This is a genomic window from Pedobacter cryoconitis, from assembly GCF_014200605.1.
Classification (GTDB): Bacteria; Bacteroidota; Bacteroidia; order Sphingobacteriales; family Sphingobacteriaceae; genus Pedobacter; species Pedobacter cryoconitis_B.
On record NZ_JACHCE010000001.1, the window covers coordinates 112,306 to 127,121 of the forward strand.

A 14,816-nucleotide genomic window follows, 5' to 3' on the forward strand; every position below is an offset into this window, starting at 1 on the left:
TTTCTCATCTGTATCACATGAAAAGAATAATATTATTTTTTATTGCTTTAACAGCAATATCAGCCAATTCTATGGCTCAAACTGAGAAGGGGAAAGTACTTTTAGGAGGATATTTAGATTTCTCAACACAGAAATTAAATAGTGAACCAAAGAGCAGGGTTAATTTTGGTATTAATCCTACAGCAGGATTTTTTATTTCTAATAATCTGGTGATAGGAGCTGGCCTGCGTTACATGCATTCGAGTTACCCTCAAAGCGAAATAAATCCTCTGACTAATAAAAGCAACGATTACGTACAGAAGTCAAATGGTATAGCTTTAAGCCCGTTTGGAAGGTACTATATCGGTATAACCCCACAACTTAAATTTTTTGGCCAGTTACAGGCTTCTGCGGAATGGACGAAATTCAAAGCTGATGTTCCGGAGAATACAGTAATCGATTATTCGAATATGAAGAGTAATTTTTATAGTGCCTCTTTATCTCCTGGTCTTGCAATTTTTCCTTCTAAAAGGATCGGTATTGAGTTATCATTAAGTGGGTTTAGTTATTCAGATCAGAAATTCAAACATAAAGGTGAAAAATTTTCTGAAAATAGAAATTTTAGTCTAAGCTCTGATTTCTTTAATCCCCGCTTAGGAATGCAATTCTATTTGTAAGCGAAATCCAGCACAAACAAAAAATCCCCTGCGAATGATAGCTTTAACAGCTATCAATTCTACAGGGGATTTCTTATGTATATTAACTTCTAGTTTTTTACCATTTTAAGGAAAGTAGCCAGTTTGGTTTTCATCTCCCTGCGGTCTACAATAAAATCAAGGAAACCATGTTCCTGCACAAATTCTGCAGTCTGGAAACCTTTAGGTAAATCTTTCTTGATAGTTTCTTTAATTACCCTTGGCCCTGCAAATCCGATTAATGCACCTGGTTCTGCAATATTAATATCACCAAGCATAGCATAAGATGCTGTTACACCTCCTGTAGTCGGATCTGTTAATAAAGAGATATAAGGTACTTTTGCCTGATTAAGCAGTGCTAGTTTAGCGGATGTTTTAGCCATCTGCATTAATGAGAATGCAGCTTCCATCATTCTTGCTCCTCCTGATTTGGAGATCATCAGAAATGGAATTTTATGTTTTATGCTGTAGTCGATCGATCTTGCGATTTTTTCTCCTACTACAGAACCCATTGAACCACCGATGAAATTAAAATCCATACAGGCAATTACCAGGTCTTCTCCATCTATTTTACCGACTGCTGAGCGTATAGCGTCTTTCAGGCCTGTTTTAGCCATTGTATCAACCAGACGTTCAGTATAAGGTTTACTGTCAGTAAAGTTTAGCGGATCGCCCGAAGTCAGATCTGCAAAAAGCTCCTTAAACTCGTTTTTATCAAATAATACTTGAAAATATTCTTTGGAGCCAACTCTCAAATGATAGTCACAATAGTGACAAACGTATTTATTTTCGATCAGGTCTGCGCTGTGTAAAGCTTTTTTGCAATTAGGACACTTGTTCCATAAGCCATCCGGCGCTTCTTTCTTTTCTTCTGTCAGCGTACTGATACCTTTTTTTTCTCTCTTAAACCAAGCCATGTTATTCGTTGAAAAATGCGATTACAAAGAAACGAAAAAAAATCAGAACAGCTTAACCTAGATTTCGTATAAATTATGTGAGGTCTCAGAAGTTTATAAATTGATAAGATAGAACTATATAAGAATGGCTTTATCGGCAGATGCTATAAAATCAATGAAAATAATACCGGCTTAGGTTTGTCCAGGCTAATATTTTTCCTAACTTCGGCTTACATAAAATCTAATAACAATGAGTTTAAAAGGCTATAAAGGCGTAATTTACGGAGATGCTGTTCAGGAATTATTTGAACAGGCAAAAAAACATCAGTTTGCATTGCCTGCAGTAAATGTTACCGGAACAAATACCATCAATGCAGTTATGGAAACTGCTAAAGCGGTGAATTCACCAGTTATGATTCAGTTATCAAATGGTGGAGCACAATTTTATGCAGGTAAGACATTGAACAATGATAACTTAAATGCATGTGTATTGGGCGCGGTATCTGCCGCAAAACATGTTCATTTATTAGCTGAGCACTATGGTGTTGCGGTAGTATTACATACTGACCATGCAGCTAAAAAGTTATTGCCATGGATTGACGGTCTGTTAGATCACGGGGAAAAATTCTTTGCTGAAACTGGTAAACCACTGTTCTCTTCACATATGCTTGATCTTTCTGAAGAATCAATTGAAGAAAACATGGAGATCTCAGCTAAATATTTAGCACGTATGGCTAAAATGGGCATGACTATCGAAATCGAACTGGGCGTAACTGGTGGTGAAGAAGATGGTGTGGATAACAGTGACGTAGATAGTTCTAAATTATATACTCAGCCTTCGGAAGTAGCTTATGCTTATGAAGAATTGAGTAAAGTAAGTGATAAATTCACTGTAGCTGCTGCTTTTGGTAATGTTCACGGTGTTTATAAACCAGGTAACGTTAAATTACAGCCAGTAATTCTTAAAAATTCTCAGGACTATATCAAAGAGAAATTAGGATTAACAGCTGAAAAACCAATTAACTTTGTTTTCCATGGTGGATCGGGTTCTTCTCAGGAAGAAATCAGAGAAGCTATCTCTTACGGTGCAATCAAAATGAACATTGATACTGATATGCAATGGGCATTATGGGAAGGCGTATTAGATTATTACAAAGCTAATGAGGCTTATCTTCAGGGACAAATTGGTAATCCTGATGGAGATGATAAACCAAATAAAAAATACTATGATCCACGTGTTTGGTTACGCAAAGGAGAAGAAGCATTTGTTAAACGTTTAACTCAGGCTTTTGAAGATTTGAACTGCAGAGACGCAAGTGATAAATTATAATTAAAATATAATTCTTTTAAAAGCGCTTCAATAATCCTGAAGCGCTTTTTTTATGTCGTATATATTCTTTTTTTATTTTACATAAATTCTATGTCACATTATTGCCAATATAAAACAAGAAAGCCCTGTTTATTGTTCAAATACTATCGATGCAGTGCAGCAGGTAATTGATTGAAGCAAAGCATTTATTTAAACCTAAAAATCATGGAACTACTTCAGGTAAATAAAATCAGGACGCAGGAAGAGCTGGAAAGTGCATTTGCAATCCGTAAACAGGTATTTGTAGAAGAGCAGGGCTGTCCACCAGAACTGGAATGGGAAAATGAAGAAGTTTCTCATCATTTCCTTGCTTTAATGGATAACCATCCTTGTGGTGCCTGCAGATGGAGGAAAACTGAAAATGGATATAAACTGGAACGTTTTGCTGTATTAAAAGAATATAGAGGTAAGCGGGTAGGGCAGGCACTGGTAGCTGCTGTTTTAGCTGATATACCTGACAGTGCCAATGCGATCTATTTAAATGCACAGGTAGAGGCTGTGAGCCTGTATGCTAAATTTGGTTTTGCGGTTGAAGGCGAACAGTTTGAAGAAGCCGGAATACAGCATCTGCGTATGGTTAAGAAATAAATAATTTTCAAGGGATGTGGTTACATCCCTTGAAATACTTCTGATGACAATAACATAGCCTGCTGCCATTTATCCATATGCAGATTGAGTGGCTCTCCTTGTTTTTCAAGATAAGTTATCAATCCTTCGGTAGCGAGATTCCCCGTCAGATCGTCGGCAGCCATAGGACATCCTCCGAAACCTTTTAAGGCACTATCAAAACGTCTGCACCCGCTTAAGTAAGCGGCTTCGATTTTTTCGTTACGTGTATCTGGGGTACTGTGCAAATGGAGTCCGATTTCTGCTTGTGGAAAACTATTAACCAGTAATGGGAGTAATTCCCTGATTTTTTCGGGAGTAGATACACCTGTAGTGTCCGAAAGAGAAAGTATTTTAGTCCCTCTTTCTACCAGGATAGCGGCCCATTGTTCTACAATTCCGGTATGATAGGTATCTCCATATGGATTTCCAAACCCCATAGAGAGGTAAATCACAGCAGTTTTCTGATGTTTATCACATAATTCAAGCATTTGTTCTACTGTGGCTAAAGATTCTTTAATACTTGAATTTGTATTTCTTTGCTGAAAAGTTTCAGAGATGGAAAAAGGAAAACCTATATAGTCAATTTCAGGGAAAAGCATGGCGTCCTGCACACCACGAAGATTAGCTGTAATAGCCAGTAATTTACTTCTGGTATTACTCAGGTCTAATTGCGCCAGAACTTCTTTCGTATCCCTCAATTGAGGAATAGCCTTTGGCGATACGAAACTGCCGAAATCTATCGTGTCAAAACCAACCTGCAAAAGTAAATTGATATAGGTTGCTTTTAAATCGGTTGGAATAAAATCATGGATACCCTGCATGGCATCTCTTGGACATTCGATTAGTTTAATAGCTTTCTGACTCATATCTTTTTAAGCACGCTGGCTGTTGACGTGCTGGCTCAATGTAGGTAAAAATACGAAATAACAGAAATACGGTAAATCTATCTTCATAAATAAGGCAGCTCCTCTTGTAGAAAAGCTGCCTTATTATTTAATGAAAAACCTTTATTTATTGAAGGATTAATTCAATTACAGGAATAGAAAAGTCTGGTTTTTTAACGGGTAGTGTGATCAGAATATCATTCGATCCTGTTTCTTTATATAATAACTCAGAACTATCATTTAAGAACTGAGCATATTTGATTTGACCGCTATAACCGGGTAAAATCAGTTTGCCATTTGTGGGATAATCAAACAGGTGTACATATAATCGTTTTGTTTTTGGATTGTAGGTAAGTTTAGTGTTTTCAGGTGTATGATATTCATCTGGCGCATAGGTACAGTTATAAATGGCCTTATCATTGGCATGCATCCACTGACTCAGGCTATCTAAAGCATTGGTTGCCCTATGATCAAATTCTCCTCTTGCAGTTGGACCTGCATTCAGAATTAAATTACCGCCATTGCTCACCGAAGTAATCAGCAGATCTAACAATTGTTTATGTGTTTTCCAGCTGTTCTCGTCACGATGATAACCCCAGGAGCCTGAAAATGTCTGACAGGTTTCCCATGTTTTTCCTTTGTATTTAGCAAGTTCTGCTGTTCCAACCTGTTCGGGGGTTTCAAAATCTGCCCCGTCTTTATATTCACCCAAATCGAGTCTATTGTCTACAATAATACCGGGTTGTAATTTTCTGATCAGCTTCAGCAATTCAACCGAAGCCCAGTCATCTTTGCCTTTGCCTCTGCCATTTGGTTTAGGAAAAGAAAAGTCAAGCCACAGGATATCTATCTTTCCATATTTTGTTAAAAGCTCGGTGATCTGATTGCGCATATAAGCCCGGTACTTTGCCATATCTCTCCCTTTATTTAAACGGGCATAGGCGGCATCACTTTTGTCTTTTTTTATAAGCGGATGATTTTCATCCATCGTGTAATCAGGATGGTGCCAGTCTAATAAAGAATAATAAAAACCAACTTTGATACCTTCGGCCCTGAAGGCATCTACATATTCTTTAACCAAATCGCGTTTAGCTTGGGTATTGGTCGCTTTATAGTCTGTGAATTTCGTGTCAAACAAGCAAAATCCTTCATGATGTTTTGTCGTCAGTACAGCATATTTCATCCCGGCTGCTTTGGCTTGTTTAGCCCATTTTTTTGGTTCAAACAGATCGGGGTTAAACTGATCGAAGTACTTCTGATATTGCTCATTGGAGAGTCCTTCCATACTTTTAACCCATTCATGTCTTGCTGGTTCTGCATAGAGGCCCCAATGAATAAACATTCCAAAGCGGTCCTGTGTCCACCATTCCATGCGTTTCTGTTTTTGTTCCGGGGTTTCGTTACCGATCATTTTTTGTGCAAAAAGACCTGAAGAGGTGACCAGGATAAGCAGGAGTATCAGCTGTAGTTTTTTGTTTATCATTTTCTGAGATTTAGGTTCGGTTGAATAGATTTTATACTATAAATAGATTTAGCTTCTAAACAAAAGAAAAGAAATCTGACCTGAAATGATTAAAGAAAATTAGCTAAATGATGAACTTTTTTGGGATGAAATAATTTATAACATTTCCCATTTCCTACCCAGGCGATAGCCCCATTTTTTTTCATAATAGATGTCTTGTTTCCACATCAGTTCATCAAACCGCTCTGGTTTCTGTTTATTTAATGTGGTATGGTCCAAATGATCTACCAGAGAGGAAGTAACCAGCACATGGCATAAATTTAACGCTGAAAGTAAATGGGTATAATCATGTGATGCATGTCTGAAGATAAAATTCTCATCTAACTGGCCTATTAAACGGAGCATATTCCGCTTAAAGAAGAGGCACCAGCCTGAAACTTCCACCCGTTCTCTATAACCTGGGTATAATCCGGAATTTGGCTCTACACCTAATGAGGTGTGATGGATGGTACACATTGGAGATGCACTTACGACATCACGGTAAGTACTAAAGGGTTTCAATATTTCGGTTGCCCATTGGGCATGGAAAAGCAGATCATTATTACATAAACAGATATAAGGCGCTGATGTCATTGAAATACCAATATTCATGTAACGGTTATAGCCGAATGATTCATCCGGATAAACCGTTTGTCCGTATTCATATTGAAAAGGTTTTAAATCTTTTCGGGATTCAACCACAATGATATTGAATTTAATCAATTCAGGGTCTTCAGAAGCTATTAAAGAATTGAGACAGTTGACTGTAACTTGTTTTAATTCTTCTGTTTGCGCAAAACTTAAAATAACGATATCTATTTCTGTGGCCATATTTTATGAATTATTTTAACCCAACAATTAGTGTTAAACAATTTCTAAATTATGACTATTCAAAAGAATAATTTAGGGTCAATAGTCCCAATTTATTACAATTTTACTTTAGAATCTCCAACCTGACCGGTCCTTTTAATCCTGAAGACTGTAATTTTACATTCGTATCATACCAGTCATAATAAGTCCAGGTTATCCTTTCATTTTCAGGTAATTTATGGTCCCCAATCAATCTGTTTATCCAATTGTTGACCACTTTGATTTCCAGATCGTTTTTACCCGGTTTTAATGCCCTGGTAATATCTATTTTATAAGGAGCAGTCCATACTCCGCCCACAGCTATTCCATTCACCTTAACTTTTGCAGGTGCTGTCACATTACCCAGATCCAATAAGACCCTTTGTCCATTTTTAACTTTTGATAATTTAAAACTATGATGATAGTAAGCAGTGCCTGAATAATATTTTATGCTATCCTCTTCATTTTGAGTCCAGTCTTCTAATTCTTTAAAAATAACAGGTTTAGCTGGTCCATGCATTTTAGCATCAAAGTTAACCAGCCATGGACCAGTGATAGCGATGTGGCTGACTAATTCCGGATAATTTAAACTTTTATTGCCTGGCTTACCGCTCTGTTTTCTAAAGATGACAAATACACTTTGATAAGGCGCTAATTGCAATGGAACTGCTGTGGTTTTAGTCTTTTGAGTATATTCAGGAAGATCTCGTATATAACCGGTAGTTGCATCCCATAATTCGGGGATTTTTCCGGCAATACGAAACTCAGGTTTTAGCTGTATAGTCTTGTTTTCTTGATTAGAGATAAAATAAATGGAACCATCCTTCAATGCTCTGTGTGTAAAAAGTATAGAATCTGCTGCATCTGTTTTAAAATCGGGAATAGCATCAGCCAATTTTAAGGCATCTTCCAGATTCATCCCATCAATCACCATTCCTTTGCCATAATGATTTACTTTTATGGTGGAAGCATTTATATTTCCCCAAAGCTCAGCCGTTAGCTGCCGGATTTCAAGATCTGCCTGTCCATAATTCTGCAAACCTGGTGACCTGGATGGCCTGGGGCCCAAAACTATTGCACCTTGTCTGACCAGTTCCTTTATCTTTTTCAGCAGTTCTGGTCGCATAGTTTCCAGTTTTGGTAAAACTAAAATCCGGTACTTCATTCCATCAGGCAGGACCAGATTGCCGTTCTTTACAGCCAACCTGGTTTTAATGACTTCTCCATTGATATAATCAAAGGAATAGCCGTTTGGAAGAGCTGGTTCTTGTATACCTGTCATTTTTGGTGCATCTTCACCAATGAAATAGGCAATATCTGCCACGTATTTTCCCTGTTGTAAAAGTAGATTAGATCTTTTGATATATTTTAAGAAATCGTCCATCTCATAGAACCAGGTATTATTCCGGTTAAATTCGGTTCCAAAATAAGCGTTCATTCCCGGCATCTTATCCTGATCAGGCTGCTGGATATAAACATGCAGTAAAGTATTGTTAATCCCTTGTGCGAAAGCACGGTCAAGACGCTGTTTCAGGGTTGCGGGATAATTCATGAAATAATTAGCTGTTGTGGTAAAGGATTCAGCAGAAACTTTTGTTTTTCCATAAATATGTGCAGCGGATGCAGCGGCCCTGTTTTCTATCATACCTTTATCTCCTTCATTCCAGAACTCTCCGCTAACCTCATCCGATTGCCCTCCGTATTGTAAAAATTCTCCTGGGAAACCATAATGGCCATAGTTTTCCAGCCATGTAGTAAGCCCGTGCTGATGGCTTACTTCTTTAAGTCCGCCTATATATTCATCAGCTAACCTATCGGCTATAAAGCGTCTTACATCCCATAAAAAACGATCTGACTGATCAGCACTCCCAACAACCTTTCCCTGCAATACCGGGATATAAGGGGTGGGGTCATAACCATAAGTCAGTTTGAATTTTTCTATAAACTGATCACTCCAATTCTGACTTCCTGTTTCATAGCTATCTCCAACAACCACTTTCCAGGTTTTACGGTCCTGTGCCGGAATACGCCGGATGATTTCTCCTAAAAACGAATCAAAGTGAGCAGTAATATGAGCTTTACTCATTTTATCAGTTTCAAGTCCTGTTCCTTCAGGGGCCGCATGTACATTACGAACCAGTGTTGGCGTCATTCCACTGCGTTCAATAATCCAGGTCCCTGAGGGCACCTGCCAGTTCAGCGTGCCATCCGCTGACATATACCTGGATATGTCTAAAACCTGATCCGGATGAATCAAATAGGCCTGATCTGTAATCACTGGTTGTGGCTTCCATTGATAGGCGGTCCAGTATACAAATCCATCGGGCCACATTTTTGCCAGTGTTTTTTCCAGATAGTTTTCTACTAAAGGAACAGCAGAAAACTTAAGTTCTGCTATTCCACTATTTGCTGAAAAACCAGTGAAGACCAATCTGAACTCTTTGGAAGTGATAGCAGGTATTGAAATTACTGCCGGACCATAGGAGATGAAACCATTCTTTATATTTGGATTAGTCCGGTCTATCATAAAATGTTTGATGGTTTGATAGACGTTGCCGGTCTTTACCTGGATATCACCTTCTAAACGCATAGGAACAGGAGCAGTATGAATGATCAGACTGCGGACTGTATATGGCTTTTCTGTAGTAAAGTCTATGATGAGTGGTTTTGAAGGCGGGAAATTGAGGATAGTTTCTTCTTTTCCATCTGTTAAGTAGCTGAGATTTTTTAATAAAGGAAAAGAGCTGATCCGGGGTTCTAAACCGGATATATCAGTACCATAGTCTTTAGGTGCAGGATAAGCAATCACTTTTACGTCCTGAAAAACAGGGTCGGGCAATTCAAGTTTTTTATGGATTAGTATTGGGCCTTTAACTACTAACTCTGATGAAGTCAGATAGCGCATAGACTGTTCGGGCTTAACCCATGGCCCTCCCGACTGGCTCCATCCCGGGCAATTAAATATGCCTATTTCAATTCCCAGCCTGGTGGCTGTTTTTAATGCAGTATGCATGATATTCCACCATTCTTCTGTAAATAATTTTATTTTACCAGCGTTTTTCTCCCCCCAGGTCACATTCGCAATAAAGGCACGGTTAATCCCTACCTTTTTCATTGCCTCTAAATCTTTGATTACCCCTCCACTTGAAATATTTCCAGATACCCAGTACCAGTAAACACTTGTTTTGATACTGTCTGGAACTGTATAAAATCCGGTTTCCAATGCAGCCATCGGATGCGTGTAAGTTTTAGACTGGGCCTTTATATTCAATGCACTAAAAAGAATGAATAACAAGCACAGGAAGGCTGTTTGGCTGGTCAAGAACAATTTGATTTTATAAGAATGGAAATTCATATCATTTACAATGTTATTGTATTGTCAGTCAACATTATAAAATTAGACAACTCCTGTCAAAAACATCAGTATCGGTTATTAATTTACATTTAGGAAATTCGTTGTTCGTCTATCGCTAAACCGGTAAAATAAAAAAGCCTCCTCCCGAATAAACAGGAGGAGGCTTTTGCAATTTGTATTTTTTACTTATGCGTGTTTCTTACCTAAGTCAATTACAATTGGGGTAGAGATACATAATGAAGAATATGTACCAATAACACGGCCAATTAATAAGGCGAAGATAAATCCACGGATACTTTCTCCACCGAAGATGAAGACTACAAGTAATACGAAGAATACAGTTAATGAAGTTAAGATTGTACGACTTAATGTACTGTTTAAAGCGAAGTTGATTAAAGTATTACGCTCTTCACCATATAAGTCATCTTTACCAGTTTCAGCTAATTTCTCACGGATACGGTCAAACACAACTACTGTTTCAGTCATGGTATAAGACATAACCGTTAAGATCGCTGCGATGAAATCCTGACCAATCTCTAAAGAGAAAGGTACGATACCATCAAGGATAGTATAGAAAGATAATACCAGTAAAACATCATGGAATAAAGCGATAACCGCACCTAAACCATAGTTTAGTTTCTTGAACCTTACGATGATATAAACAAACATCAGTAAGCAAGAGAATAAAATTGCAAAGTAAGCACTTGAAACAAGGTCACTTGCAATAATAGGACCTACTTTCTGGTTACTTTCAATTGTATATTTGCTGCCTGTTTTATCTAAACCAGCTTTTAAAGCATTTTCAACTATTTTATCAGCACCAGCATCCTGGTCAGCAATATGATAAGTAGTAGTGATTTTTAATTCGTTGTCAGCACCAGCAGTTTTTACCTGAACTTCTTCATTCTGGAAGCTTGGAGCTAATTTCGCTTTTACATCTTCGGTATCCATTCCTTTATCGAAATGAACGATGTAAGTTCTACCACCTTTAAAGTCAATACCTAATCTTAATCCACCGTTTTTGAAATAACAAACGGTACCTGCGATAATAATAACAGAAGAAATTATGTAGTAGATCTTTCTGCGTCCAACAAAGTTGAAAGCGATATTTTTAAAGGCATGAATTGTTGCTTTGTTACCGAAAGTGATATTCGCATTTTTGTTCAGTAAGGAATCAAACACTAAACGTGAGATTAATACCGCACAGAACAGTGAAGATAAAATACCGATACATAAGGTAGTTGCAAAACCCTGAACCGGGCCGCTACCAAATACATAAAGAATAATACCTAAGATTAATACCGTAACGTTTGAGTCAATGATAGAAGGCATGGCATGTTTGAAACCTTCTTTAATTGCAACAGCAGTTGATTTACCATGATTCAATTCCTCTCTTACACGTTCGAAGATCAGAATGTTCGCATCCACCGATAAACCGATTACCAGGATAATACCAGCAATACCAGGCAAAGTCAGTACAGCACCCAGTGAAACCAGGATACCCATAATGAACAATAAGTTGATCACTAAGGCAAGGTTAGCTACCCAACCAGCTTTGTTGTAATACAGCGCCATAAATACAAGGATCACAATGAACGCAAGTACAAATGACATTAAACCGTCGTGGATTGCAGCTTCTCCTAAAGAAGGACCAACAACAAACTCACCAACAATACGTGCCGGAGCTGGTAATTTACCTGCTTTTAAGATATTTGCTAAATCTTGTGTTTCATTCACTGTAAAGTTACCAGTGATTGAAGAGATACCGTTAGGAATTTCATTCTGAACCGTAGGAGCAGAGTAAACTGCATTGTCAAGAACGATAGCAATAGATTTTTTGTTATTAGGATCAGCAGAAGCTTCTGCAGTGATTTTTTTCCATTTCTGAGCACCGTCACCAGTCATGTACATGGTCACCTCAGGTTTACCTTTCTGATCGTAATCATGACGGGCATCGCTGATCGCTTCACCACCTAAATCAGGTTTTCCATCAGGAGCAACAGATTTGATTGCATAAAGTTCAAAAACTTTAGTGCCATCCATTGGTCTTACACTCCACATGAATTTGAAACTCTGAGGAATGATAGTAGCGATTTCTGGTCTTCTGAAGTAAGAGTTTACTTTAGCAGTATCTTTTTGTGCAACCCATCCTACAGTTGGACCCGGACGTAAAGAAGGCTGTCCTTGTGCATTCTGATAAGTAGGGATACTTAATAAAGCGAATAATGGGTTTGATTTAGAAAGTTCTTTGGTTTTTAAATCTGCAGAATCTTTTCCGGTTGTAGTTTTCTTAGCTAAGTTAGCCAGGGCACTTTTTGCTTTTGAAGCAGTATCTTTTACTGTAGTTACAGCAGTAGTATCTTTTAATGTAGCTGCAAGAGTTTTGTTAATGTTCTCCATGACAGAGTAAACCTCTTCATTTTGATACACCTGCCAGAATTGTAATTCAGCAGAACCCTGTAGTAATTTATGAACCCTTTCTTTATCCTGTACACCTGGCATCTCAATCAGGATACGGTTAGTACCTTCTTGTTTCTGCATGTTAGGACTCACTACACCAAATCCGTCGATACGGCTTCTGATAATAATGAATGAACGGTCAATTGCGCTGGTTGCTTCTTTTGATAAGTAGCTCTTCACATCAGCATTGCTTGCGTTAGCTTTTAACTGTTGTGCATTATCCTGATTAGAGAAATAATCCGCAAGTTTTACATTTGGGCTAAGTTTTTCAAATTCATTAACAAACAAACTGATGAAATCTTTACCACCAGCATTCAGCTGAGTTTGAGCAGTAGCGAGTGCTTTGTTGAAATTAGCATCATCAGTATGGTTAGCTAAAGATTTTACTAACTCACCTAACGAAATTTCCATCGTTACGTTCATACCGCCTTTAAGGTCAAGGCCCAGGTTGATTTCTTTCCCTTTACAGAACTGATAGTCAAACCCGAAAATCGGATAAACCGGGACAGTTGACATGGAGTCCAAATAAGCTTTTTCCTTAGCCAAATCGCCTTTAGCATACGCTTTAGCGTCTTTTTCTACCTTCGACGTAACGAAATTGAACGAGAGGGAATACACGCAGACAATACCTAGAAGTATTGCCATAAATTTAATGAAACCTTTACCTTGCATTTTTGTTTGTAATTATTTGTCTATGCTGTATATTTTTTTCAACAAGTCGGCAAATCTAATTAATTTTTTAATTAATAGTCAGCCTTATATAATATTTATTGAGGATTGGGAACTATTTTCGAACAAGGGTTGAAATTGTATAACCAATGTTGTTTTTTTCGTCCGGCTCATAGCTGTTACTGCTTTCCTCTTTCCAGATGGCGGGGTCTATAGCCGGGAAAAATGTATCTGCTTCAAAATTGTCTTTCACAACCGTCAGATATATTTTATCAGTTATAGCCATGGCCATGTTATAAATTTGTGCACCACCAACGATAAATACCTCTTCATCAGGATCGCATAAAGCGATTGCTGCATCCAGTGTATTCACCACTTCTGCTCCTGAAATTTCCAGCGCATCATCACGTGTAATTACAATATTACGGCGGTTAGGCAGTGGTTTTCCTACAGAATCGAAGGTTTTGCGTCCCATAATAACAGTATGGCCGCTAGTCGTATTCTTAAAGTGTTTGAGATCACCGGGAAGGTGCCATAACAACTGGTTATCTTTTCCTATTGCATGATTTTCAGCAATGGCAACAATGATAGAGACGATCATACGGCAACAGCTCCTTTAATATGTGGGTGAGCTTCGTAATTTTCAAGATCGAAGTCTTCAAATGTGAAGCTGAAAATGTCTTTCACTTCCGGGTTAATTTTCATAACAGGTAAAGGTTTAGTAGCTCTGCTTAATTGCAGTTTTGCCTGTTCAATATGGTTATTGTATAAATGTGCATCACCCAGGGTATGGATAAATTCACCATATTCAAGATTACATACCTGTGCGACCATCATGGTTAACAGCGCATAGGATGCTATATTAAAAGGTACACCTAAAAATATATCAGCACTGCGCTGATAAAGCTGACAGCTTAATTTGCCATCGGCTACATAAAACTGAAAGAGCGCGTGACATGGAGGAAGGGCCATCTGATCAATATCAGCCACATTCCATGCAGAAACAATGATCCTTCTTGAATCAGGATTAGTTTTGATGGTATTGATCACATTACTGATCTGATCGATAAGTCTGCCGTCTGGTGTTGGCCATGACCGCCATTGCGAGCCGTAAACCGGTCCTAAGTTTCCTTGCTCATCTGCCCATTCATCCCATATTTTGACATTATTGTCTTTCAGGTATTTGATGTTGGTGTCACCTTTCAGAAACCAGATCAGCTCATGGATGATTGATTTGAGGTGTAATTTTTTTGTGGTCACCATAGGAAACCCTTCCTGAAGGTTAAAACGCATCTGATAGCCAAATGTACTGATGGTCCCTGTTCCCGTCCGGTCGTGTTTCTGTGCCCCATGGTCCAGCACGTATTGCATTAAGTCCAGATATTGTTTCATGTTGGAGGATAATTTCGCTTAAAATACAAAACTAAAACAAATTATATAGAAGCTGTTTAAATTTATCAGCAGAATTTAAGCAGCTTTCTGAAAATAGACGAATTTAATAGAGTAAAATATTCCTTCCTTTTGTAAGTTTGTGCTCCATACCTTTAAAA

At 38.0% G+C, this 14,816-nt stretch carries 11 protein-coding genes; 3 read left to right on the forward strand and 8 right to left on the reverse strand.

The window, feature by feature from the left end; all coding sequences use genetic code 11:
• Positions 1-17: 17 nt before the first annotated feature.
• The gene (locus HDE68_RS00570; protein WP_183877876.1) at positions 18-656 is read left to right on the forward strand and encodes an outer membrane beta-barrel protein; all 639 of its coding nucleotides are present in this window, start codon (positions 18-20) and stop codon (positions 654-656) included.
• 89 nt (positions 657-745) lie between these two features.
• Here HDE68_RS00570 and accD read toward each other — a convergent pair whose 3' ends face one another.
• Positions 746-1,591, reverse strand: coding sequence for an acetyl-CoA carboxylase, carboxyltransferase subunit beta (gene accD, locus HDE68_RS00575; RefSeq protein ID WP_183877878.1), 846 nt, complete (start codon positions 1,589-1,591; stop codon positions 746-748).
• Between the two features lie 229 nt (positions 1,592-1,820).
• Between accD and fbaA the strand changes: the two genes are divergently transcribed.
• Positions 1,821-2,900 (forward strand): class II fructose-bisphosphate aldolase, encoded by a 1,080-nt coding sequence (gene fbaA, locus HDE68_RS00580; protein WP_183877879.1) that lies wholly within the window; start codon positions 1,821-1,823, stop codon positions 2,898-2,900.
• A 204-nt stretch (positions 2,901-3,104) separates the two neighbouring features.
• Positions 3,105-3,527 carry a GNAT family N-acetyltransferase gene (locus HDE68_RS00585; RefSeq protein ID WP_183877881.1) on the forward strand — a complete coding sequence of 141 codons (423 nt, stop codon included), beginning with the start codon at positions 3,105-3,107 and terminating at the stop codon, positions 3,525-3,527.
• Between the two features lie 20 nt (positions 3,528-3,547).
• On the opposite strand, the gene HDE68_RS00590 is transcribed toward HDE68_RS00585, so the two are convergent.
• The 7 genes from HDE68_RS00590 to HDE68_RS00620 form a co-directional block, all read right to left on the reverse strand.
• Positions 3,548-4,414, reverse strand: a complete 867-nt coding sequence (locus HDE68_RS00590; RefSeq protein ID WP_183877883.1) for a hydroxymethylglutaryl-CoA lyase — start codon at positions 4,412-4,414, stop codon at positions 3,548-3,550.
• Positions 4,415-4,559: 145 nt separating this feature from the next.
• On the reverse strand, positions 4,560-5,915 hold the full coding sequence (locus HDE68_RS00595; RefSeq protein WP_183877885.1) for an alpha-L-fucosidase: 1,356 nt from the start codon (positions 5,913-5,915) through the stop codon (positions 4,560-4,562).
• A 135-nt stretch (positions 5,916-6,050) separates the two neighbouring features.
• Complete coding sequence (locus HDE68_RS00600) at positions 6,051-6,764, reverse strand: glycosyltransferase family 2 protein (protein ID WP_183877887.1); 714 nt, start codon at positions 6,762-6,764, stop codon at positions 6,051-6,053.
• A gap of 103 nt (positions 6,765-6,867) precedes the next feature.
• Positions 6,868-10,077: a glycosyl hydrolase gene (locus HDE68_RS00605; protein WP_221300638.1), complete on the reverse strand. Its 3,210-nt coding sequence runs from the start codon at positions 10,075-10,077 to the stop codon at positions 6,868-6,870.
• Positions 10,078-10,323: 246 nt separating this feature from the next.
• Positions 10,324-13,269 (reverse strand): protein translocase subunit SecDF, encoded by a 2,946-nt coding sequence (gene secDF / locus HDE68_RS00610; protein ID WP_183877889.1) that lies wholly within the window; start codon positions 13,267-13,269, stop codon positions 10,324-10,326.
• Between the two features lie 112 nt (positions 13,270-13,381).
• The gene (locus tag HDE68_RS00615) at positions 13,382-13,867 is read right to left on the reverse strand and encodes a dihydrofolate reductase (protein WP_183877891.1); all 486 of its coding nucleotides are present in this window, start codon (positions 13,865-13,867) and stop codon (positions 13,382-13,384) included.
• Positions 13,864-14,658: a thymidylate synthase gene (locus tag HDE68_RS00620; RefSeq protein WP_183877893.1), complete on the reverse strand. Its 795-nt coding sequence runs from the start codon at positions 14,656-14,658 to the stop codon at positions 13,864-13,866. Before HDE68_RS00620 ends, HDE68_RS00615 begins: the two co-directional genes overlap by 4 nt.
• Between the last annotated feature and the right edge of the window lie 158 nt (positions 14,659-14,816).